Source organism: Solibacillus sp. FSL K6-1781, assembly GCF_038630735.1.
Taxonomy (GTDB): Bacteria; Bacillota; Bacilli; order Bacillales_A; family Planococcaceae; genus Solibacillus; species Solibacillus silvestris.
This window is the reverse complement of the sequence record NZ_CP152038.1, coordinates 3,710,200-3,732,896: the sequence shown is the minus strand read 5'-3', so window position 1 is coordinate 3,732,896 and position 22,697 is coordinate 3,710,200. Positions and strand designations below refer to the sequence as shown.

Here is a 22,697-nt window from a genome sequence, read left to right as displayed (position 1 = left end):
AAGTATGTGTTTTTCTTTTAAATCGATACGCATTTAATCTAGCTTCAGCAGCTGTTAAAGACAATTGCTGAAGCTACTTGAATCGCAGCAGGATATTTTTTAGAGCTGGTTTAGCATCTTGGAAAAGTTATAAGCGTCTTTATATTAGGTGTAAAAATTGAAAGGAGTGCAGAAAATGCCGAAAATTAGTTGGAAGTTAAGTAATATAAGAGAGCAAGTTAGTATCATTGACGGGCATGCTGCTCCGAATATAGTTTTAAAAAATGCTAAATACTTACATAGTATGATGAAAAGTTGGGCAACAGGTAACATCTGGATATCCAATGATCGCATCGTATATGTTGGTAAGGAAATGCCTGCAAATATAGAAGGGACAGAGGTTGTTGATTTGGCAGGGAAAGTAGTAGTACCAGGTTATATTGAGCCGCACGTACATCCTTTCCAATTGTACAATCCCCACAGTTTCGCAGAGTTTAGTGCACAGACCGGCACGACTACATTTATTTCAGACAATATGACACTTGTTTCATTGATGAAAAATAAGAAAGCGTTTTCTTTTATGGATGAGCTTGCTAAATTGCCATTTTCATTTTACTGGTGGAGTCGTTTCGATTCCCAAACTGAACTTGAAAATGAGAGGGAACTTTACTCAAATGCCTCAGTCTTGGAATGGCTTGACCGTCATGACGTATTGCTTGGCGGAGAATTGACAGGATGGCCTCGTCTGATACGCGGGGATGATCAGATGCTTTACTGGATTCAGGCAGCTAAGCATAAGGGGAAAAAAATCGAAGGACATTTACCGGGAGCATCCGAAAAAACGTTGGCTAAAATGCGTTTACTAGGAGTCGATGGTGACCATGAATCTATGACAATTGAAGATATTGAAGCGCGTATACTGCATGGATATGCTGTTACACTTCGCTATTCATCGATTCGCCCGGATTTGCCTCATCTATTAAAAGCGGTTGTCGATAAAGGCTATGAAATATTCGATCATTTAATGATGACAACAGATGGCTCCACACCGAGTTTCCATGAAGATGGTGTGATGGATAAATGTATTCGGGCAGCCCTTGAAGCAGGTGTGCGCCCAGTTGATGCTTATAATATGGCAAGCTATAATGTTGCGAGATATTATAATATGACCAATTTGCATGGGTTACTTGCTACAGGTCGTTATGCAAATATTAATATTTTGGCGGACGAACATTCGCCGACACCTGAAGCAGTAATTTCAAAAGGCGTATGGCTAAAACGCGACAATACAGATTTGAAAGCATTTCCGGCAGTTGACTTATCCCTATTCGGTGATCTGAAAATCGATTTTGATTTGCACGAAGGAGATTTTCAATTTTCGATGCCGATTGGCGTTGAAATGGTGAATGATGTTATTACGAAGCCGTATAGTATAAAAAATTTCGGTCATTATCAACATACATTATCTACAGACCATGATGAAAGCTATTTAATGCTTGTCGACCGCAATGGGAAATGGCGTATTAATACGATGATTAAAGGATTTGCGACACATGTAAAAGGCTTTGCCTCATCGTATTCCAATACTGGAGATATTATTTTAATAGGAAAATCGGTGCAGGATATGCAGCACGCTTTTCAAGAATTGAAGAAAATGAATGGCGGGATTGTACTTGTAGAGGGTGATCAAATTGTGACAAGTATTCCTTTAACTTTGGCCGGCTCTATTTATGATGGAACCGTTGATGAAGTAATTCCGCTTGAGCTAGCATTGAAGAGTGCTTTGAAAAAACGTGGATATCACCATACAGATGCAATTTACACATTGCTGTTTTTACAATCGACACATTTACCGTATATTCGAATTACGACACGTGGGATTTTTGATGTCATGAAAAATAAGGTTATGCTACCTGCTGTAATGCGATAAACCTGAAAAAACGAGAGGAGTAGCACGATGAAACGCAGTATATTCATGTTAACACTATTAGGCATAACCTTAGCGACAGGTTGTTCAGATAAAGAACAAACAGAGGAGCCTGCTGTAGAGATAGAAGAAAACGAAGTAGAGAAAGATATTATTGTAGCGGAGGCTGAAGAAGTACTGCCATTTGTAACGCCGTTTACAGGGGAACGAGTGGCAGAGGAAGTGACGATGCGCCCAATACTGGCCACAATCAATAACCATCCGCAAGCACGCCCGCAATCCGGACTTGCACAGGCGGATGTCGTGTATGAAATGCTGGCGGAAGGTGATGTAACACGCTTTTTAGCTCTTTATCAGTCAGAACTTCCTGAATCTATCGGACCGATCCGCAGTGCACGTTCATACTTTATTGATATTGCAAAAGGGCTGGACGCATTTTATATTGCGCATGGCTATAGTCCAGAAGCAAAATCGATGCTTTCACAAAGAGTAGTGGATAATATTAATGGAATGCACTATGATGGTACTTTCTTTAAACGTTCATCGACACGGGTTGCTCCTCACAATTCTTATATTTCGGGCGAAAATGTTAAGGCTGGTGCTGAAAAAGTAGGGACTTCACTACTTTATCAGAAAAAAGTGTCCTACCCATTTTATGAAGCCGAAGATAATGTTAAAATAGGAACAACAGCTAATGAAATATCGATGAAATACAATAATAGCGGTTCATTTAATAGTCAGTATGTATACAATGCCGAAACGAATCAGTACAAGCGTTATTCTGCAAATGTAGAAACAGTCGATTACGAGACAAATGAATCCATCGAATTAGCTAATATTTTATTTTTTGAAATGCCTCATCAAATTGTAGATAATGCCGGTCGACGCGAGATTACAATTACTGGTGGCGGCAATGCGTATGTAGCTCAAGCAGGGACGATACGTGAAGTGAAATGGAAAAATGCAGATGGCCTGCTGGTGGCAGTCGAAGAAGATGGAACGGAAGTAAAATTAGTTCAAGGAAAGACATGGATACATTTCGTACCAACATCTCCAGGTCTAGCGGCTTCTGTTATATATTCAGAGTAGAGAGGAAATGGTGGGCACATGCAAATTGAAAAAATTCGCGGTCATCAAACAGATCAGTTGTTTAAAGCAGTCCTAGAGTTAAAGGATATTGAGGAATGCTATAAATTTTTCGATGATTTGTGCACAATTAGTGAAATTCAATCATTGGCACAGCGATTTGAAGTTGCACATTTATTACGTTTGAAAAAAACGTATGAAACAATTAAAAAAGAAACGGGTGCTTCAACAGCAACAATTTCCCGTGTACGCCGTTGCTTTGATTACGGGAATGACACTTATGATGAAATGCTGGGACGTCTTTATCCAGACGAAAAGCCATTTACGTCAAAGTAATGAAGCGCCAATGCGCCCAATCATAAATACATGAGCAAGCTTAAAAGACTGAGCAGATTTATCCGCTCAGTCTTTTAATATTTCAACGAATTTCGTTATACTAAGAGATGGTCAATAAAAACAAAGATAATGGAAAGTTCGATATAAAAATTTTGAGAATAGGTGGATATATTCATGGAATATTTAAACTGGAGACATGTATTTAAACTGGACCCTGCTAAGGAAATTACGGATGAGGCATTAGAGCAGATTTGTGAATCGGGAACGGATGTTATTTTAGTAGGTGGGACAGATGATGTGACGTTGGATGGCGTTCTGGATCTGCTCGTCCGTGTTCGTCGTTTTTCAGTACCGATTGCGCTGGAAATTTCAAACGTTGATAGCATTACACCAGGATATGATTATTATTTCATTCCGTCGGTGTTGAATAGCCGTGATACAAAATGGGTGAAAGATTTGCATCATGAAGCGATTAAAGAATATGGCGATGTACTAATTTGGGAAGAGCTCGTAGCGGAGGGCTATTGTGTACTGAATCCGGATTGTAAAGTAGCGCAAGTAACAAATGCGAAAACGGATTTGACGGTGGAAGATGTAGTGGCCTATGCACGAATGGCGGAAAACTATTTTAAATTGCCTATTTTTTATTTAGAGTACAGCGGTGCATATGGTGATATCGAAATGGTCAAAGCAACAGCCGAAGTTTTAAATGAAACAAAGCTTTTTTATGGAGGCGGCATTACGTCCGTAGAACAGGCGAAAGAAATGGCTGCATATGCCAATACCGTAGTTGTCGGAAATATTATTTATGATGATTTAAAAGCGGCATTAAAAACCGTACAAGCAGTGAAAAGTGTTATATAATAGGAACAAATGTTCTTTAGATAGGAAGGTGCAATATGGAGCATATAGCAAAAAATTTAGTAGCGGGAATGAATCCACAGCAAGCTGAAGCGGTGAAAACAACAGAAGGCCCGCTCCTAATTATGGCAGGGGCCGGCTCTGGGAAAACAAGGGTACTGACTCATCGTATCGCCTATTTAGTGGTTGAGCGTGAAGTATACCCTTCAAAAATTTTGGCCATTACATTTACAAATAAAGCTGCCCGTGAAATGCGTGAGAGAATTGACGGGATATTAGGAAACGGGACAACGGAAAGCATGTGGGTATCCACATTCCACTCAATGTGTGTACGCATTTTGCGACGCAATATTGACCGGATTGGCTATTCGAAAAGCTTCTCAATTTTAGATAGTTCAGATCAGCTGACGGTTATAAAAAATATATTGAAGCAGGATAATATAGATCCTAAAAAATATGACCCGCGTGCAATCTTAAACACAATCAGTTCTGCAAAAAACGAGTGCATTACTGTGGATGGGTTTGAAGCGAATATGAATCCGCATAATCCTTTCGAAAAGATTGTCGCACAGGTATATAAAGGCTATCAGAAACGATTAAGACAAAATCAAAGTCTCGATTTTGACGATTTAATTATGCTGACAATCCGTCTATTTAAAGAAGCGCCGGATGTACTTGAGTTTTATCAAAACAAATTCCAGTACATTCATGTTGATGAGTATCAGGATACGAACAAATCTCAATATTTGCTCGTGCAATTATTGGCGAAGAAATTCCGTAATATTTGTGTTGTCGGGGATTCGGACCAATCGATCTATCGTTGGCGAGGTGCTGATATTTCGAATATATTATCATTCGAAAAAGATTACAAAGAAGCAAAGGTGATTATGCTTGAGCAAAACTACCGTTCCACAAAACGTATTTTACAAGCGGCAAACAGCGTAATTGAAAAGAATAAAGACCGCTATAAAAAAGTACTGAGAACAGAAAATCCGGAAGGCGAAATGATCCAGCTTTACAAAGCGGGAAATGAGCAGGATGAAGCACAATATGTTGTACGTACGATACAAAAACTCATGAAGGATGAAGATTACAAGCTGGATGATTTTGCGATTTTATACCGAACAAACGCACAGTCACGTGTGATGGAGGATGTGCTCGTAAAATCGAATATGAACTACCAGATTGTTGGCGGTACAAAGTTCTATGATCGAAAAGAAATTAAAGATTTGCTCGCTTACTTGCGTTTAATTGCAAACAATGATGATGACCTGTCATTGGCGAGAATTATCAATGAACCAAAACGTGCGATTGGTGCGACTTCATTTGATAAAATGCTTGTCTATGCAATGGAGCGCGACCGATCAATCTTTGATGCGATGGGTGAGCTTGTATTTATGGGGCTTTCAGGCAAAGCAGCCACTTCAGCTGAAAATTTCTACAATATGATTCGTTCATTGAGTGATCGTCAGCAGGAATTATCGGTTACAGAGATTGTGGAAGAAGTGCTTGAAAAATCAGGATACCGCCAAATGCTGAAAGCGGAAAAGTCGATTGAAGCAGAAAGCCGCTTGGAAAATATCGAAGAATTTTTAACAGTAACACAGGCTTTTGAAGCGCGCAGTGAAGACCAGTCATTAGTAGCGTTTTTAACGGACCTGGCACTTATTGCAGATATTGATTCTTTAGATGAAGAAGAAAAAGCGAAAGGTACGATTATTTTAATGACGATGCATGCCGCAAAAGGGCTGGAGTTCCCTGTTGTGTTCATTATCGGGATGGAGGAAAATATATTCCCGCATTCACGTTCCTTGGAAAGTGAAGATGAAATGGCCGAAGAACGGCGCTTGATGTATGTCGGCGCAACTCGGGCAGAGCAGCGTCTATACTTGTCTTGTGCGGGTTCTCGTACAATTTTCGGTCGTACAGGATACAATGCCCCATCACGTTTTTTACGCGAAATTGATGAAAATGTGTTAGAGCAAGTTTCAAAAGCAAATACTACATCATATCGTGATGATTCACTGCCATTTAAATCGAACCGTTATGACCGTATGCCGAAGCGTTCATTAGGAAGCGTGCAGGCACCTGCTTCCCAAACATCACGACTTAATTCTACAGGCGGGGATAAGTTTGACTGGAAAGTAGGCGACAAAGCAGCCCATGGTAAATGGGGCGTCGGTATGGTCGTAAGTGTAAAAGGTGAAGGGGATGGCATGGAACTGGATATCGCTTTCCCATCACCGACTGGAATAAAACGTCTGCTAGCGAAATTTGCACCGATTACGAAAGCTTAGGAGGAACATTTGATGAATGAAATAGAACAAAGAATTGCGGAATTAAACAAGCTTCTTCATGAGTATGGCTATGCGTATTATGTACTGGATAAACCGGTAGTAGAAGATAGTGTATATGATCAGCTTTTACATGAACTTATCGCATTAGAAGAAGCAAATCCGGAATTTATTTATCCTGATTCTCCTACTCAGCGTGTCGGTGGCATGGTATTGGAAGGCTTTAAAAAGGTAACGCATGAAACAGCAATGCTTAGTTTATCGAATGCCTTCAATGAAGAAGATTTACGTGATTTTGACCGGAAAATCGAGCAGGCAATCGGTAAAAATTACTCCTATGTATGTGAACTGAAAATTGATGGTTTGGCCATATCTTTACGCTATGAAAACGGGGTTTTTGTACAAGGTGCTACGCGAGGTGACGGAACGGTTGGTGAAGATATTACAGCCAACCTGAAGACAATCCGTGCCATTCCTTTACGTTTAAATGAACCAGTAACATTAGAAGTGCGCGGCGAAGCCTATATGCCGAAAAAATCTTTCGAGAAACTGAACGAACGTCGAGCTGAAAATGGCGAAGAGCTATTTGCAAACCCTCGAAATGCGGCAGCTGGATCGTTGCGTCAATTAGACCCAAAAATTGCGGCAAGCCGAAATTTATCGACTTTTATATATGCAGTTGGCGGGGATGGAGAAAGCTATGGAATCGACGGTCATTGGGAAATGCTCAAGTATTTGGAGGAGCTAGGTTTTCCATCAAATAAAGAGCGTGAGTATTGCGAAACTATTGAGGACGTTTTGGCGTTTATAGAAAAGTGGACAGAAGCGCGCCCAAATTTATCGTATGAAATTGATGGTATCGTCATTAAAGTGAATCGCTATGCCCACCAAGATGAGCTTGGCTTTACGGCAAAATCGCCGCGCTGGGCAATTGCCTACAAATTCCCGGCTGAAGAAGTTATAACAAAATTACTGGATATCGAACTGACGGTAGGTCGTACGGGCGTTATTACTCCGACAGCGATTTTAACACCGGTACTTGTAGCCGGAACTACTGTGAGCCGTGCATCATTGCACAATGAAGACCTGATTCGTGAAAAGGACATTCGAATCGATGATACGGTCATTGTGCGGAAAGCGGGGGATATTATTCCGCAAATTGTGGGGGTTGTTCTGGAACAGCGCCCGGATGACGCCGTACCATATAAAATGCCGACACATTGTCCCGCATGTGATGAAGAAGTTGTACGCATTGATACTGATGTAGCATTGCGCTGCGTGAATCCACAATGTCCTGCACAAATCGCGGAAGGTGTGAAGCATTTCGTTTCCCGCAATGCGATGAATATCGACGGTCTTGGCGAGAAGGTAGTAGAACAGCTGCTGAGAGAAGGCTATATTCAAGATGTAGCAGGACTATATGAACTGACAGTAGAACAACTGATCAACCTGGAGCGAATGGGGCAAAAATCGGCGACAAATTTAGTTGAAGCACTTATTCAGTCAAAGGACAATTCGCTGGAACGACTATTATTCGGTCTTGGCATTCGCCATGTTGGTGAAAAAGCAGCTAAGATTTTGGCAGCACATTTTGAAACAATCGATGCATTAATGGTTGCCACTGAAGAAGATTTGAAAGATATTCATGAAATTGGCGATAAAATGGCCGAATCGATTGTCGCGTATTTTGCAAACGAGCAAGTACAACAATTAATCGAACGCCTAAAAGGATTTGGCTTAAATATGAGCTATAAAGGCAAGAAAATTGTCGTGGAAGCAGGGGCAAATCCTTTTGCTGGTAAAACAATTGTACTGACAGGCAAATTACAGCAATTGACACGTAACGAAGCAAAGGCGAAAATAGAACAGTTAGGTGGTACGGTTGCAGGGAGTGTCAGTAAAAAAACAGACCTTGTAATTGTCGGAGAAGATGCAGGCTCGAAGCTAGAAAAGGCACAAAGCTTAGGCATTGAAATTTGGGATGAAGTGCGCCTAATCGAACAATTAATATAGTAAAGGGGACTTGCTCTCATGAAACGTTATCGCTGGATACCTGCGATAATTGTAGCGGCGATGTTGTCAGCGTGTGCGCCAAACCTCACACCTGATACAGAACTGACGCAAGAATCAGATACAGAACAAGCTGTGGAAACAACAATTATCCCGAATATGCAAATAAACGATAAATTTTATCGTACATTGATTCCATATAAGGAAAGTGCAAGCCGTGGTTTAGTTGTTTCCAATATTTATACGAAGTACGATATGAAGGAAGTCGAAACAGGCTTAATGCGTATTTCGCAAAATCATTTTGATACGGAAAACTATTACTTCCAGGAAGGTCAGTATTTAGATGAAGAAACATTGAAATACTGGCTGGCCCGTCCAAATCAAACTGAAGATAAAGGACCGGAGTACCAAGGTCTAAACCCATCAAGTGTGGATGAGGCGACAGGCAAGGAAATGGATCCGACTGTAAAAGCGACAGAAGCGCCAGTTTATTTGGCACATATTGTGGAACAAAATTATTTAACAAAAACCGATGAGAACAAAGTAAAGCTGGCTGGTGTTTCAATCGGTTTAGCATTAAATTCAGTTTACTATTATCAAAAAGAGCAGTATGGAGAATTTTTTGAAGAGAAAATTCCGGATGCAAAAATTGATGCAGAAGGTAAAAAAATAGCGCAGGAAGTGATCAATCGATTGCGTGCCCGTCCGGAAATGGCAGATGTTCCAATCGTCATTGCTCTATTTAAACAAGCTGAAAGAAATGCAATTGTGCCGGGAACGTATACGGACTATAATTTTGCGGATAAAGGAAAGACAGAATTGGGTGAATGGAAGGTAATCGATGAAAAATACGTTACTTTCCCGATGAGTTCACCGGATGATGTATATCGTGACCTGAATACGAATTTCCAAAACTTCAAACAAGATGTCGACAAGTATTTCTCAAACTTCACGAGCGTGTTTGCGACTGGCTTTTACCAGAACAAAAAGGTCCAGAAGCTTGATATCGAAATTCCGATCCAGTTTTACGGAACAGCTGAAATTACAGGATTTACCCAGTATTTGACCGGTTTAATGCTTAATCATTTACCACTTGACCTGTATATTTCGGTGAGCATTACCTCTGTTAACGGACCCGAAGTACTGATTATTAAAGAACCAAATGAAGATGAACCTTTTATTCATATTTATGAGTAAAATCTTTCGAAAAATACCATACTTTTACGAGTGTGGTATTTTCTTTTTGTAAAAGAAATCTACTTCATTACGTTAATGCGTTAATTTGGCGAAAAAACGTCATAAGTGGGGGATTGTTTGCTGGATTTTTTCCTAAAGCTGAGATTTTTACATGGAAAAATGTTATCATTATGGGCATGGTTTATGTAGAATCAGCGGGTATCCAAAACAATCACTGACTCCACATATAGACCCGGCGGATGATCCGGATTTTGCCGAGGTATATTTGATTCGATAACTTGGAGGTGTAACAAATGGCAAAAATTTCGAAAGAAGAAGTAAAACACGTAGCACACTTAGCTCGCCTTGCTATTACAGAAGAGGAAGCAGAGAAATTTGCTGAGCAACTAGGGAAAATTACTGATTTCGCAGAGCAGTTAAATGAATTAGATACAACAAATGTAGAACCGACTTCACATGTTTTACCTTTAGTGAACGTACTTCGTGAGGACGTAGCAAAAGAAGGCTTACCTCTTGAAAAAGTAATGCTGAACGTAAAAGAACAAGAAGCAGGTCAAATTAAAGTACCATCAATTATGGAGTAATAGGAGGAACCACTCGCATGACAGTATTTGAGCGCACATCAGCACAATTGCAAGAGAGCTTAAAGTCGGGTGAACTAACAATTGCGGATTTAACAAATGAAGCGTTTGACCGCATTGAAAAGTTGGACGGCGATGTACAAGCTTTCTTAGCATTAAATAAAGAACAAGCAACTGCAAAAGCAGCTGAATTAGATCAAGTTCCTTTTGAGGAGCGCGGTCCATTATTCGGTATGCCGATTGGCGTAAAGGATAATATCGTAACAGAAGGATTGGAAACAACTTGTGCTTCTAAAATTCTGGAAGGTTTTATGCCAATTTACGATGCAACAATCGTAAAAAAATTACGTGATGCAGGCATGATCACAGTCGGTAAATTGAATATGGATGAATTCGCAATGGGTTCTTCAAATGAAAACTCGGCTTATAAAACAACTAAAAACCCATGGAACCTTTCGCATGTGCCAGGTGGTTCTTCAGGTGCATCTGCAGCTGCAGTTGCAGCGGGTGAAGTACCATTTTCACTAGGTTCTGATACGGGTGGATCAATCCGTCAACCAGCAGCCTACTGTGGTGTTGTAGGAATGAAACCTACATATGGTCGTGTATCTCGTTTTGGTTTAGTTGCATTCGCATCTTCTTTAGACCAAATCGGACCAATTACACGCAATGTAAAAGACAATGCATTATTACTTGAAGCAATCTCAGGTGTAGACGAAATGGATTCTACTTCTGCGGATGTGCCTGTACCAAACTATGCAGCCGCTTTAGACGGTAATATTAAAGGCTTAAAAATTGCTGTACCAAAAGAATTCCTAGGTGAAGGCGTTGGCGAAGCAGCAAAACAGTCGGTTCTTGATGCATTGGAAGTATTAAAAGGGTTAGGTGCTACAGTAGAAGAGGTATCATTACCACACTCTAAATACGCGTTAGCAGCTTATTACATCCTTTCTTCATCAGAAGCATCTTCAAACCTTTCACGTTTCGATGGTATTCGTTACGGCTACCGTTCAGAAAACGCGAAAAACTTATTAGAGCTGTACAAACAATCTCGTGCTGAAGGTTTCGGCGATGAGGTAAAACGTCGTATTATGCTTGGAACATATTCATTATCAGCTGGTACGTATGATGCTTACTACAAAAAAGCACAACAAGCACGTACTTTAATCAAAGCTGATTATGACAAAGTGTTCGAAAACTATGATGTAATCATCGGGCCAACTGCACCAACACCAGCATTCGCTATTGGTGCAAACATTGACGACCCAATGACAATGTACGCAAACGATATTTTAACAATTCCAATCAACTTAGCAGGTGTACCGGCAATTTCAGTTCCATGCGGTTTTGAAAACGGATTACCATTAGGTTTACAAATTATCGGTAAGCATTTCGATGAAGAAACACTTTACCGTGTGGCATATGCTTATGAGCAACAAACAGATTTCGCTAAACAAACTCCAGCATTATGGGAGGTAAAATAAAATGAACTTTGAAACAGTCATTGGCTTAGAGATTCACGTTGAGTTAAAAACAAACTCAAAAATCTTCTCTAGCAGTCCAAACCACTTTGGTGCGGAACCAAACACAAATACAACAGTAATCGACCTTGGTTATCCAGGTGTTTTACCAGTATTAAATAAACAAGTAGTAGATTACGCTATGCGTGCTTCTTTAGCATTAAACATGGAAATCGAACAGGAAACTAAGTTCGACCGTAAAAACTACTTCTATCCGGACAATCCGAAAGCTTACCAAATTTCACAATTTGATAAGCCAATCGGTAAAAACGGTTGGGTAGAAATCGAAATTCCAGCTAAAGGTGATACTCCAGGCTACAAAAAGAAAATCGGTATTACACGTCTTCACATGGAAGAAGATGCTGGTAAATTAACGCATGCTGATGGCTATTCTTTAGTGGACTTAAACCGTCAAGGTACGCCATTAGTAGAAATCGTTTCTGAGCCGGATATCCGCACGCCAGACGAAGCGTATGCTTATCTTGAAAAAGTAAAATCAATCATCCAATATACAGGCGTTTCTGACGTACGTATGGAGGAAGGTTCTCTTCGTTGTGATGCGAACATTTCAATCCGTCCATACGGTCAAGAAGAGTTCGGTACGAAAACTGAGCTTAAAAACTTAAACTCATTCAACTTTGTCCGTCGTGGTTTAGAGCACGAAGAAATCCGCCAAGCAGAAGTATTAATGGCTGGTGGCGTTATTGAGCAGGAAACACGCCGTTTTGATGAGAAAACAGGTAAAACAATTCTTATGCGTGTTAAAGAAGGTACAGATGATTACCGTTACTTCCCAGAGCCGGACTTAGTGCGTCTTTCAATTTCTGATGAATGGGTAGAGCGCGTACGTAACGAGATTCCAGAATTACCGGATGCTCGTAAAGCACGTTATGTTTCTGAATTAGGCTTAAATGATTATGATGCAAACGTACTTGTAGTAAACAAAGAGATTTCAGATTTCTTTGATGCAACTGTAAACGCAGGTGCTGATGCGAAATTATCAGCTAACTGGTTAATGGGTGATATTTCTGCATACTTAAATGCAGAACAAAAAGAGCTGAAAAATACAGCTCTAACACCGGAAAACTTGGCTGGTATGGTGAAATTAATTTCTGACGGTACAATTTCTTCTAAAATCGCGAAAAAAGTATTCACTGAGTTAGTAACGAATGGTGGAGACGCTGCGAAAATTGTGAAGGAAAAAGGCTTAGTTCAAATTTCTGATCCGGAAGTAATCCGTGGTTTCGTAACAACTGTTCTTGATAATGATGCAAAATCAGTAGAAGACTTCAAAGCTGGTAAAGACCGTGCGATTAAAGCACTTCTTGGCCAAATTATGAAAGCTTCTAAAGGTCAGGCAAACCCACAATTAACAAACCAAATCTTAATGGAAGAAATTAATAAACGTTAATTTTTTTCTAAGAAGAGGGTAGGACATAACCCAAAAATGCTATTTTTCTCTTAGAGAAAAATAGCATTTTTTTATTAATCGTTAAAAATTGATTTCCATTCCGGGACGCTTTCCGCGGGCGTGGCCTGAGCCTGTAGTCTCAGGCTTCACGCTATTCCCGCAGGAAGCTTTGCTTGTAGCGAAAGGCGTAGCCGTCAGCTACACTCGCCCTCCATTACAATCAATTTTACAAAATTTCCGTTTCTTATTAAGGAGGTTTCTCCTTAACCAATTATTATTCTACTTCTTTCCCAACCTCTTTATTTTGTTCTAAAAGGAATTTTCTTGAAAAATGACAAGTATAGGCTAATAATGGGGAATATATAAGGCGAGGTAGAGGGGGGAAATGTTCATGGAAAGAACATGGTGTATTGGACCACTTCAAATTGTCCGGGAACAGCGGATAGAGGATGACTGTTACGCTGTAATTGAAGGTGGAAAAATAGTTCAGTTTTGCAAAAGGGGTGAATTACCTGAACAGGTCGAACTGGTAGAAACAAAGACAGCTTATAAAATGATGCCGGGGATGATTGATCAGCATATTCACGGAATATCCGGTGCTGATGTAATGGACGGAGAGGAAAGCAGTCTAAATACGATCAGTACGGCACTTGCAAAACACGGGGTGACAACCTTTTTAGCGACAACGATGACTGCGGAAGAAAATCAAATCAAGCGTGTTGTACAAGCGATTGCGAATATGAAAAACAATGTAAAAGGTGCAAAAATTGCTGGCATACATTTAGAAGGTCCTTTCATTAACCCGATTCAAAAAGGGGCACAGTCCGATCAGTTTATTATAAAACCTTCTGTAGATAAATTTGACCATCTAAACAGGTCTGCCCAATACGAAATTAAGATTGTTACACTAGCGGCAGAGCAAGATAAAGGCCATAAGCTTGCAACGTACTTAAAACATAACGGCATTGTAGTATCCATTGGTCACTCAGATGCGACCTATGCTGAGACAAAGGCATTATTGGGACAACAGCTTATTCAGAATGCCACTCATTTTTGTAATGGGATGAGGCCGATCCATCACCGGGAGCCCGGCTTGCAGGTTGCATTAATGCAAAGTGAGTGTATGCTGGAAATTATTGCTGACGGATTTCATATTCATCCAGACATGATTCGCTTTATTTACGACACGATTGGTGAAGACCGAATGATATTAATATCAGACAGTATGCGCGCAACCGGATTAACAGACGGTATTTATGATTTAGGTGGACAACAAGTCCGGGTAGAAGATGGATTATGTAAATTAGTCGGGAGTGACGCGCTTGCTGGAAGTACGCTGAATTTAAACAAGGCCCGAAAAAATATGAAAGACTGGCTCGGATTATCAGATGTGACACTAGCTAAGCTGACTGCAACTAACAGTGCAAAGCTGTTAGGGTTGTTTGAAAATAAAGGGTCAATTGAAATTGGTAAAGATGCTGACTTTTATATAGTTAACGAAAACGAAGAAGTTGTATTAACTGTTTCAGAAGGAAATATAATTTACGAAAATAGCAATTTTAAAAGGAGGGATTGAAGTGAATTTCCTAAAAGGGGACGCTGTGCGCCTTAATCCGCAGCTGAAAGGGAGTTTCTTTAAACTGGCAAATGATACTTTTGGTTTGGATTTTAGACAATGGGATGAGCTAGGGTATTGGAACGATTCATATTGTCCTTATGTATTGGAAGCAGAAGGTGAAATAGTAGCCAATGTTTCTACCAGTCATGGAACGATGATTTTGGATGGCAGGCAGTATAAAGCAGTTCAAATTGGAACTGTTATGACAAATCCAACATTCCAAGGAAAAGGATTATCGCGTCAGCTTATGGAAAAGGTTATGGAAGATCATGTGGATGCAAATATCATATACTTGTTTGCAAACAAAACAGTATTGGACTTTTATCCGAAGTTTGGTTTTGAAACTCGGACGCAATCTATATTTACTGTGGATAAAAAAGACATTGAACCGGTTTATACAGAAGTAAAGAAAGTTAACTTGGAAGATAAACCGACAAGAAACATATTTTATGAAACAACTGTGTTTAGAAAACCTGTTAGTCAGAAAATGAGTATGGTTCAAAATGAAAATATTGTGATGTTCCATGCATTGACCCAATACCAAGATTGTATTTACTATGTGCCAAACTTTCAGGCATTTGTCATTTTAAATGAAACAGCCCAACATGCGGAGTTAATTGATGTGATTTCTAAAGAGCCGATTAATATACAGGAAATACTCGGTTGTTTACCAATTCAATCTGAACAGATCAGGCTGTGCTTTACCCCGGATGATATAAAGCTTCCTGTCGCGCAAGATGTGTTTATAGATGATGGGGCAATGTTTGTAAAAAATCAAAAAGAAATTGTGTATCCTAATAAATTGCTTTATCCATATAGTGGATTGGCATAAAAAATGGAGGTCCGTGATAAATACTACGGGCCTCCATATTGCGGTTACTTTAATAATTTCGAAGTAATATTTAAAAGCCGGTTTTTCGCTTCACGGGCAATAGGTATTTCTTCTAAATCAAATCCGTGTGTACACCCTTGATAAATATCAAATTGGACTTGTACACGGGCTTGCTGTAGCTTATCCACAAACTCACATACTTCCTCGTAAAATAAATCGTGAGTTCCGATAAATGTATAAACAGGCGGAAGTCCTTCAACATTCGCATAAAAAGGCGATGCGTATGGAGAAATATTGTCGGTACCCGGTAAATAAGCACGCCAACTTTTTTTGTTTTTTTCTGCATTCCATATAGCAGGTGAAGTAAACTTTTTATGAAACGGCCTTTCTTTTGCATCCAGCATCGGGTACAACGGTAAAACCGCTGCTATTTTTGGGCCTATTTCATCTCGTGATTTTAAAGCAATGGCCAATGCCAAATTTCCCCCGGCACTGCCACCACTTACAATTATTTTCATTGGATCTATATTCAGACTACCTGCATGTTCACTAATCCACTTTAACAGCTCATACCCGTCTTCTAAAGCAGCAGGATAAGGATTTTCCGGAGCGAGACGATATTGCGGGATGAACACTACCGCTTGGAAGTTATGTACAAAATCTGTTACATAAGGTAAGCTGTCATCCGGACTGCCGAACACCATACCCCCGCCATGAAACCAAATAAAGCACGGCATATTTTGTACTGCATTCTTCGGCTGTATACGGATGACTCGTATATTTCCTATCATCATTTCTTCGATTGAGCAATTTTCAAGTTGGTAATTTTGCTCTGAAAAATGGACAAATGTTCTGTTCATGATCAGCTGCTCGAATGTACGAGAATTTTTTAATTTACGATTAATACTTTCAAATAGTTCAGGGTGCAGTCCGTTCATAATGTTACAGCCTCCGATACTTTCCCTTGTTCAATTTTCTTAAAGGAACGAAGCGAGAATTTCATCACGAACAAACTAACCACACTTCCGGCAAATAAAGGGATTGCACCTGGCATAATGTTGAAAATGCCATAGATCAATACGATACTTAACGCATTTAAAATGACTGTGAAAGGCGAAGTAATCGTAAATAAAAATGCTTGTTTTATCATTGGCAAAAATGCTAGATCAAAATGGACGTATACAGGAAAGAAGAAAAACAACGTACCAAAAATGATAAAGGCAATGATGAAAGTTGGAATAAGAAGAATTAATAAAGAGTCAAACATATAAATAGCATAAAAGTCGATTGCTAAAATGAGCACGATAATATAGCTAATCACCGCATACCCATTTCCTCTAACCCACTCATTTTTATACACTTCCCAAAATGTTCGAGTAATCGGCTTATCAATATCGAGCAGAAATTGTCTTGTAATCGTAAATAATGCAATCGTCGCTGGAAACAGACCGAAAGCGAAAAGTCCGATCGCAGAAAAAAACAGCCATAGAAAGTTCAAGTAAATTATTTTTAATAGCTTAACACCAAAACTGTAAAAGCCGTCCCAAAATGTCATAATGATCCCCCCCTTGCTATTATTATAAATTAAATAAGTCTGAAAAATTGTACAATTTAAATTAAGGACTTTTAATGGACTTGAGTTCCTCCTCGTTTTTTTGTAGTCTGGAAAAAATAGCTATTTTGCTATTTTTATACAGAGGGAAAATGAAAAGGGGGATGGGTTATGAGTAATACAATTTTTAAAAAGTTGGGACTGCTATTTTTAGTATTAGTGCTTTCTGTTGTTATGGCTGCATGTAGCGAAGATGAAACGACAACGACAGATGCGAATACCAATTCGGATAATGGAAGCGCTAACACAGATACAGAAGAGTCTTCAGGATTATCAGGCGAAATCACAGTTTGGGCACACCCTTATACAGATGGCTCAACAGGTGAAGGGGATATGTGGAAAACATTTGCATCGGACTTTGAAGCAGAAACAGGGGTTAAAGTAAACTTCGAACAAATTCCTTGGGCAAATCGTGACCAAAAAATCTTAACAGCTTTAGCGGCTGGTCAAGGTCCGGACGTATTCTATGTAATTCCCGACCAGATGCCACAATATGCAGAGCAACAATTAATTTTAGATATATCGCAATATGTTACAGATGAAGAGTTAAGCGGCTTCGTACCGACTGCCATCGAAGCAACAAGCTGGAAAGGCAAACAGTATGGGATGCCAATTTTACAAACGGCAGAGTCTTTAATTTATAACAAAAATATTTTGACGGAATTAGGCGTAGATGAAAACAGCCTTCCGACAACATGGGATGAATTTAAAGCTTTAGCTGAAAAGGCAAAAGCAGCAGGTTATTATGCCTTCTCATATGCAGGTGGAGGTTCTTTAAATAACACGCTTTATCCATTTTTATGGCAAGCTGGCGGTAACGTAATTGATGAAGATAATAACATCTTAATTAACAAGCCTGAAGCAGTTAAGTCATTTGAATTAATTAACGAAATGTATACAAAGGAATGGATTCCTCAAGATTCAATTACGGCGCTTGATCATGACTCACTGTACTTCGGCGGAAAATTATTAGCTGTAAATGGTTCTGGGATTTCGGTAAACCGTTTATTAGCTGAGAAGCCATTTGACTTTGTTATTGCTCCTCCATTAAAAGATGCAGAGCAGTTAACTTACGGTACTGTTGGGATGTTTGTAGGTTCGGCGATTTCTAAAAATCCGGAAGCTGCGGCAGAGTTCATGAAGTATGTTACAAACACAGATAACCAACGTACATTCAATAATATTACACAATATATCCCGACACGTGATGAAGCGAAGGATATTTTCGATTCACAACAATACATGGCTCAGTTAGCGGAGTACACACAATATGCGAAGCCAGGTATTATTCATCCAGAAGGCCGTAATATTATGCCTTTAGTTCAAGCGGAAATTCAAGCAATGTTAGAAGGAAAACAATCTCCTCAGGAAGCTGCGGATAAATCGGCAGACGCAATTGATAAGTTAATTAACAAATAATATAAAAGGAGAGTTTGGTCTAGAAGATCAAACTCTCTCATTACTTCAAGTACAGAAAGGGTGAGGCATGTGACCTCTACAACTTCTAAACAATCACTTAGTGCACGGATAAAAAGAGAGCTAAATAAAAATTTGTTAGTCTATGTCGTGCTCATTCCAGTAATTATTCATTTTATCATTTTTCAAGTATACCCATTTGTTTTAAGTTTTTATTTAACATTTCATGACTGGAAAATTATCGGGGACCCAGAGTTCGTTGGGTTAAAACATTGGAAAAGTCTACTTGATGATAAAATAGCTTGGAAAGCAATATGGAATACTGTTAAGTTTTCCATCTATTATATAGTTCCGACAATGGCACTTGGCCTAATTTTGGCAGTAATCATTAATTCAGGGGTTAAATTTTCAGGGTTTTTCAAAGGGTTGTTTTTCTTGCCTGTTGTTACATCATTCGTAATTATCGCAGGAATTTGGGGATGGCTGTTCCGTGGGACAGAAGATGGCTTTATCAACTATTTAATCGGTTTTGTCGGTATTAACCCGCAGCTGTTTTTATCTAGTTCATCACAGGCACTTCTAGTCTTGGCAGGACTAAGTATTTTTAAAGTAGCGGGTACAACAATGATTTACTATTATGCGGGTTTACAATCCATCGACCGTCAATTGTATGAAGCAGCACGTATCGATGGTGCTAGTCCATGGAAAATCTTCTGGAAAGTTACATTTCCGATGTTAAAGCCTATTCACTTTTACGTGGCGATTACAACAACGATTGGTTCATTCCAAATTTTCGACTCGGCGTTCTTGTTAACGAATGGGGGACCGAACTACTCAACAACAACAATCGTGTATTACTTGTACCATCAAGGATTTACAAGCTTGAATTTAAGCTATGCAGCAGTTTTATCATATGTGTTGTTCTTTATCATTCTAATTATCTCGTTAATACAACGTAAATATATTGGGAAAGATCCAAATTATTATTAAGCTGGTGCGGGAAGGAGCAGATAAATGAAAAAAGTAATCTCTTATACAGCATTAGCAATATTAGCGGTCATTTTTATAATGCCATTCATCATTATGGTGTTCGGGTCATTAAAAGAAGTGAAACAGGCACAGATTGATCCGCTGTTTTGGCTGCCGACCAATCCATCAATCCAAAACTATATAACAATTTTTACAAATGGGATTTTTATACGGTGGATTTGGAACTCTATCGTTATTACTGTCATTCCTGTTATTACACAAATGCTGTTTGCGGCACTACTCGGTTATATATTTGCGAAAAAGCAATTTTGGGGTAAAGAAGCAATTTTTTGGATTTTCATGGCAGTCATCATGATTCCACAACAGTTATTTATTATTCCCAAATATATTATGTTCGCCGATTTTGGATGGATTAATACATATTGGGCATTGATTGTACCGGAATTATGGGCAATTATGGGGGTATTTTTAGTACGACAATTTTTACAGGGGATACCGAAAGATTTGGAAGAGGCCGCTTATATTGACGGTGCAAATGACTGGCAAATCTTCTTCAAGATTATCTTGCCGCTGTCATTTCCGGTAATTGCGACAGTAGGAACTTTTGCTTTTATTTCAAATTGGAATGACTTATTCCAGCCATTAATTTATTTAACAAATGAAAAGATGTTCCCTGTTACAGTTGGTCTTGCCTCGATGCTTGGAAAAGAAGGGAACTTCGGTGTCGAAATGGCAGGAGCAACAATTTCATTTATACCGACATTTTTAATATTTATTTTCTTCCAACGTTATTTTACAGAAGGGATTACAATGTCAGGTATTAAATAGGGGGATTCTATGAAAATAGGTATAATCGGAACAGATTCAACTCATGCATTAGCGTTTAGTGAAAGGCTGATGAAAAAAGGTCATGAGCTATTCGCTTATCGCGGAGGATCTTCAATTGAATTAAGCAGAAACCGAATTGACCGAGTTTCATGGGAGTTACGTAAAAATGGGATACCTTTTATTACTACACTACAGGAACTGGCAAACATTTGTGATGCGTTTATCATTACATCGGTTGATGCCTCACAGCATTTTGAGCAATTTGCAGATTTGTCTGCAACTGATAAACCTATATTTATCGATAAACCATTGGCACAAAATTATGAGCAGGCGAGTTCTATTATAGAGCTTGCCAATGAAAAGGGAATCCCTTTGATGAGCTGCTCAGCATTACGCTTTGCTGAAGAAATTCAACTGGCGAAATCTCATAAAAGCATCGAGGCAGTGGACATTATAACCCCTCTGCCGATGCTGCAGGAATTCGACTATTCCTACTATGGAATACATGCAGTGGAAATGATCAGTGCGTTAAAAGGAACTTCTGTCAAAGACATAGCTGTTACCTTTAATAATCAGCAACACTTTATTACGTTAACATTTCAAGACGGGACAGTATCTACAATTCGCGGTTACTTACAGCATCATCAAAGTTTTCAGTTTGTAGCACATACACAGCAGCAAAGTGAATGGTTTAAAATTGCTGAAGGAGATATCCGATTTTATGATCACCTGATTGATGCGATAGTGCAATTTTTTATAGAGAGAAAAAGTGCCATTGATCAAACAGACACATTGCAAACAATTAAACTATTAGAACAAATAAAGTATGTTGCAAGCAAAAATCACTGATTTTTTATATCTTCTAAAAACTGGATATAGTAGATGCGTTTAGGGCGACCGCGGTGGGCTACCTTTTCCTCGCCGATAATATCCACAAGTCCTGCATCTAGCCATTTTAGTAGGATCCGATTTGCACTTCGTAACGTAATGTTCAGTGTTTGAGCAAGTTCTTCTGCCGTATAAATAAATTTTTGGTGCTTCATAATACGACCCATTAATTTGGATATATAGGAAGCAGACATACCGGCTTTTTCGGCTCGCTCCAATAATCTTAAATCCGTTATGACCAGCGGGTACTGTTCATAGTTAATAAAAACGGTCGTATCGATCGGACCGATTACACTATTGTCTTCACGCACGATATAACAAAGGTTTGGTCCGTTTTCATTTGCCTGGTAGAGAGCTTGTTTTGCATGACGTCCGGAATCATTTGCATTAATCCCAAAACCGACACCGATTGTACAATTGATATGCAGCTCTTCCTTAAAGCGGGAAAGCATCGGCAAATGTTTGTATCCTAAAGTTTCACGCTCAAATTGTCCACGTGTCGTAATAAAACTATATTGTAATGGATTCAACATGATTAAATGACCATCCATTTGTTGTGTGAACTGCTGCAGTATTTGCTCCACTTTAGACTGTTCTTGTTTAACGATTGATTCAAATTGAATTAAACCATATACAATCTGGCTTTCTTTGTTTTGTCGCCCTTTAGAAGCCAATAGGACCCTTTCGAAAGCAACAATCAATTCTTGCTTTGTCGGAATTAAATAGCGACATTCGATATTGTGCTCACATAATAATTCATAGACAGATGCAATCGTAGTTACAGGGTAGTAGCCAAGTTTAGCATGTCTCATATGATTATCTAATATGGCATCAACTGTTTCGCCAACAGAAAACACAAAATCAATTTTATGCTGTAATTGATGTGTAATCGACAAAATGGTACTTTGTTGCAGCAAGTCAAAACAGTAATCTTTCTGTTCATTTTGTAATTTATGGGTTAACAGTAATTCGTAAAGCTGAAGCGCTCTACTATTAATTTGATAAAGTTGCAAAGAAGAATCATATAACTTTAATTGCTGAAAAATATAAGGATCTGCAGCGACAAGCATTTCATATTCGTATATAAATTGCTGTAACTCATCCGTCATTATAAAGTCTTGTGTTAAAAAATAGTGTGGCTGGATATTAGGGAATCCACGTAATGCGTCTTTAATTGTATCCTGCAAAATACCAGGAACAATAATCCCTATCATACTTTGTGAGGTATACGGAATTGCTTGATTCATAATGACTGTGCCTCCCAAAAATCCATATTAATATAATTTTACAGGAAAATTTTAGAATATTCAA

General features: G+C 39.1%; 19 protein-coding genes. 16 read left to right on the top strand and 3 right to left on the bottom strand.

Annotated features, from left to right (window positions below; all coding sequences use genetic code 11):
• Nucleotides 1-175 precede the first annotated feature (175 nt).
• From MHH37_RS18935 to MHH37_RS18880, 12 genes are all read left to right on the top strand, one after another.
• Nucleotides 176-1,909, top strand: a complete 1,734-nt coding sequence (locus MHH37_RS18935; protein WP_342574257.1) for an adenine deaminase C-terminal domain-containing protein — start codon at nucleotides 176-178, stop codon at nucleotides 1,907-1,909.
• A gap of 27 nt (nucleotides 1,910-1,936) precedes the next feature.
• Entirely contained in the window at nucleotides 1,937-2,995 is a 1,059-nt protein-coding gene (locus MHH37_RS18930) for a DUF3048 domain-containing protein (protein ID WP_014822590.1), read from the top strand.
• 18 nt (nucleotides 2,996-3,013) lie between these two features.
• On the top strand, nucleotides 3,014-3,328 hold the full coding sequence (locus MHH37_RS18925) for a YerC/YecD family TrpR-related protein (RefSeq protein WP_008408714.1): 315 nt from the start codon (nucleotides 3,014-3,016) through the stop codon (nucleotides 3,326-3,328).
• A 174-nt stretch (nucleotides 3,329-3,502) separates the two neighbouring features.
• Nucleotides 3,503-4,192, top strand: coding sequence for a heptaprenylglyceryl phosphate synthase (locus MHH37_RS18920; RefSeq protein WP_087617509.1), 690 nt, complete (start codon nucleotides 3,503-3,505; stop codon nucleotides 4,190-4,192).
• A gap of 35 nt (nucleotides 4,193-4,227) precedes the next feature.
• Nucleotides 4,228-6,486 (top strand): DNA helicase PcrA, encoded by a 2,259-nt coding sequence (gene pcrA, locus MHH37_RS18915; protein WP_342574255.1) that lies wholly within the window; start codon nucleotides 4,228-4,230, stop codon nucleotides 6,484-6,486.
• A 12-nt stretch (nucleotides 6,487-6,498) separates the two neighbouring features.
• A complete protein-coding gene (gene ligA, locus MHH37_RS18910; protein ID WP_008408709.1) occupies nucleotides 6,499-8,496 on the top strand; it encodes an NAD-dependent DNA ligase LigA in 1,998 nt (665 codons plus the stop codon).
• Between the two features lie 18 nt (nucleotides 8,497-8,514).
• On the top strand, nucleotides 8,515-9,690 hold the full coding sequence (locus MHH37_RS18905; protein ID WP_342574254.1) for a CamS family sex pheromone protein: 1,176 nt from the start codon (nucleotides 8,515-8,517) through the stop codon (nucleotides 9,688-9,690).
• A gap of 293 nt (nucleotides 9,691-9,983) precedes the next feature.
• Nucleotides 9,984-10,274, top strand: coding sequence for an Asp-tRNA(Asn)/Glu-tRNA(Gln) amidotransferase subunit GatC (gene gatC, locus MHH37_RS18900; RefSeq protein WP_008408705.1), 291 nt, complete (start codon nucleotides 9,984-9,986; stop codon nucleotides 10,272-10,274).
• 17 nt (nucleotides 10,275-10,291) lie between these two features.
• On the top strand, nucleotides 10,292-11,755 hold the full coding sequence (gatA, locus tag MHH37_RS18895; RefSeq protein ID WP_339263286.1) for an Asp-tRNA(Asn)/Glu-tRNA(Gln) amidotransferase subunit GatA: 1,464 nt from the start codon (nucleotides 10,292-10,294) through the stop codon (nucleotides 11,753-11,755).
• A gap of 1 nt (nucleotide 11,756) precedes the next feature.
• A complete protein-coding gene (gene gatB, locus MHH37_RS18890) occupies nucleotides 11,757-13,202 on the top strand; it encodes an Asp-tRNA(Asn)/Glu-tRNA(Gln) amidotransferase subunit GatB (RefSeq protein ID WP_008409014.1) in 1,446 nt (481 codons plus the stop codon).
• Between the two features lie 391 nt (nucleotides 13,203-13,593).
• Nucleotides 13,594-14,778 carry an N-acetylglucosamine-6-phosphate deacetylase gene (nagA, locus tag MHH37_RS18885; protein WP_342574252.1) on the top strand — a complete coding sequence of 395 codons (1,185 nt, stop codon included), beginning with the start codon at nucleotides 13,594-13,596 and terminating at the stop codon, nucleotides 14,776-14,778.
• 1 nt (nucleotide 14,779) lies between these two features.
• Nucleotides 14,780-15,652, top strand: coding sequence for a GNAT family N-acetyltransferase (locus MHH37_RS18880; protein ID WP_342574251.1), 873 nt, complete (start codon nucleotides 14,780-14,782; stop codon nucleotides 15,650-15,652).
• Between the two features lie 44 nt (nucleotides 15,653-15,696).
• Here the strand turns inward: MHH37_RS18880 and MHH37_RS18875 are convergent, their stop codons facing one another.
• Nucleotides 15,697-16,590, bottom strand: a complete 894-nt coding sequence (locus tag MHH37_RS18875) for an alpha/beta hydrolase (protein ID WP_342574250.1) — start codon at nucleotides 16,588-16,590, stop codon at nucleotides 15,697-15,699.
• Nucleotides 16,587-17,207: a DUF624 domain-containing protein gene (locus tag MHH37_RS18870; protein WP_342574248.1), complete on the bottom strand. Its 621-nt coding sequence runs from the start codon at nucleotides 17,205-17,207 to the stop codon at nucleotides 16,587-16,589. Before MHH37_RS18870 ends, MHH37_RS18875 begins: the two co-directional genes overlap by 4 nt.
• 168 nt (nucleotides 17,208-17,375) lie before the next feature.
• On the opposite strand from MHH37_RS18870, the gene MHH37_RS18865 reads away from it, so the two are divergent.
• From MHH37_RS18865 to MHH37_RS18850, 4 genes are all read left to right on the top strand, one after another.
• A complete protein-coding gene (locus tag MHH37_RS18865; protein ID WP_342574247.1) occupies nucleotides 17,376-18,683 on the top strand; it encodes a sugar ABC transporter substrate-binding protein in 1,308 nt (435 codons plus the stop codon).
• Nucleotides 18,684-18,752: 69 nt separating this feature from the next.
• The gene (locus tag MHH37_RS18860) at nucleotides 18,753-19,670 is read left to right on the top strand and encodes a sugar ABC transporter permease (RefSeq protein WP_342574246.1); all 918 of its coding nucleotides are present in this window, start codon (nucleotides 18,753-18,755) and stop codon (nucleotides 19,668-19,670) included.
• Nucleotides 19,671-19,694: 24 nt separating this feature from the next.
• A complete protein-coding gene (locus MHH37_RS18855; protein ID WP_014822600.1) occupies nucleotides 19,695-20,498 on the top strand; it encodes a carbohydrate ABC transporter permease in 804 nt (267 codons plus the stop codon).
• 9 nt (nucleotides 20,499-20,507) lie between these two features.
• Complete coding sequence (locus MHH37_RS18850) at nucleotides 20,508-21,347, top strand: Gfo/Idh/MocA family oxidoreductase (protein WP_342574245.1); 840 nt, start codon at nucleotides 20,508-20,510, stop codon at nucleotides 21,345-21,347.
• Here MHH37_RS18850 and MHH37_RS18845 read toward each other — a convergent pair.
• The gene (locus MHH37_RS18845) at nucleotides 21,341-22,633 is read right to left on the bottom strand and encodes a transcriptional regulator (RefSeq protein ID WP_342574244.1); all 1,293 of its coding nucleotides are present in this window, start codon (nucleotides 22,631-22,633) and stop codon (nucleotides 21,341-21,343) included. The two genes, MHH37_RS18850 and MHH37_RS18845, sit on opposite strands and share 7 nt — an antisense overlap.
• Nucleotides 22,634-22,697 lie beyond the last annotated feature (64 nt).

Bases quoted from the DNA above. Each gene is read 5' to 3' on its own strand.
- MHH37_RS18865 (WP_342574247.1), top strand. From the start codon at position 17,376: ATGAGTAATACAATTTTTAAAAAGTTGGGACTGCTATTTTTAGTATTA.
- MHH37_RS18920 (WP_087617509.1), top strand. From the start codon at position 3,503: ATGGAATATTTAAACTGGAGACATGTATTTAAACTGGACCCTGCTAAG.
- gatA (WP_339263286.1), top strand. From the start codon at position 10,292: ATGACAGTATTTGAGCGCACATCAGCACAATTGCAAGAGAGCTTAAAG.
- MHH37_RS18850 (WP_342574245.1), top strand. From the start codon at position 20,508: ATGAAAATAGGTATAATCGGAACAGATTCAACTCATGCATTAGCGTTT.
- MHH37_RS18925 (WP_008408714.1), top strand. From the start codon at position 3,014: ATGCAAATTGAAAAAATTCGCGGTCATCAAACAGATCAGTTGTTTAAA.
- MHH37_RS18870 (WP_342574248.1), bottom strand. From the start codon at position 17,207: ATGACATTTTGGGACGGCTTTTACAGTTTTGGTGTTAAGCTATTAAAA.
- gatB (WP_008409014.1), top strand. From the start codon at position 11,757: ATGAACTTTGAAACAGTCATTGGCTTAGAGATTCACGTTGAGTTAAAA.
- MHH37_RS18905 (WP_342574254.1), top strand. From the start codon at position 8,515: ATGAAACGTTATCGCTGGATACCTGCGATAATTGTAGCGGCGATGTTG.
- gatC (WP_008408705.1), top strand. From the start codon at position 9,984: ATGGCAAAAATTTCGAAAGAAGAAGTAAAACACGTAGCACACTTAGCT.
- ligA (WP_008408709.1), top strand. From the start codon at position 6,499: ATGAATGAAATAGAACAAAGAATTGCGGAATTAAACAAGCTTCTTCAT.
- MHH37_RS18855 (WP_014822600.1), top strand. From the start codon at position 19,695: ATGAAAAAAGTAATCTCTTATACAGCATTAGCAATATTAGCGGTCATT.
- MHH37_RS18935 (WP_342574257.1), top strand. From the start codon at position 176: ATGCCGAAAATTAGTTGGAAGTTAAGTAATATAAGAGAGCAAGTTAGT.
- nagA (WP_342574252.1), top strand. From the start codon at position 13,594: ATGGAAAGAACATGGTGTATTGGACCACTTCAAATTGTCCGGGAACAG.
- MHH37_RS18845 (WP_342574244.1), bottom strand. From the start codon at position 22,633: ATGAATCAAGCAATTCCGTATACCTCACAAAGTATGATAGGGATTATT.
- MHH37_RS18875 (WP_342574250.1), bottom strand. From the start codon at position 16,590: ATGAACGGACTGCACCCTGAACTATTTGAAAGTATTAATCGTAAATTA.
- MHH37_RS18930 (WP_014822590.1), top strand. From the start codon at position 1,937: ATGAAACGCAGTATATTCATGTTAACACTATTAGGCATAACCTTAGCG.
- pcrA (WP_342574255.1), top strand. From the start codon at position 4,228: ATGGAGCATATAGCAAAAAATTTAGTAGCGGGAATGAATCCACAGCAA.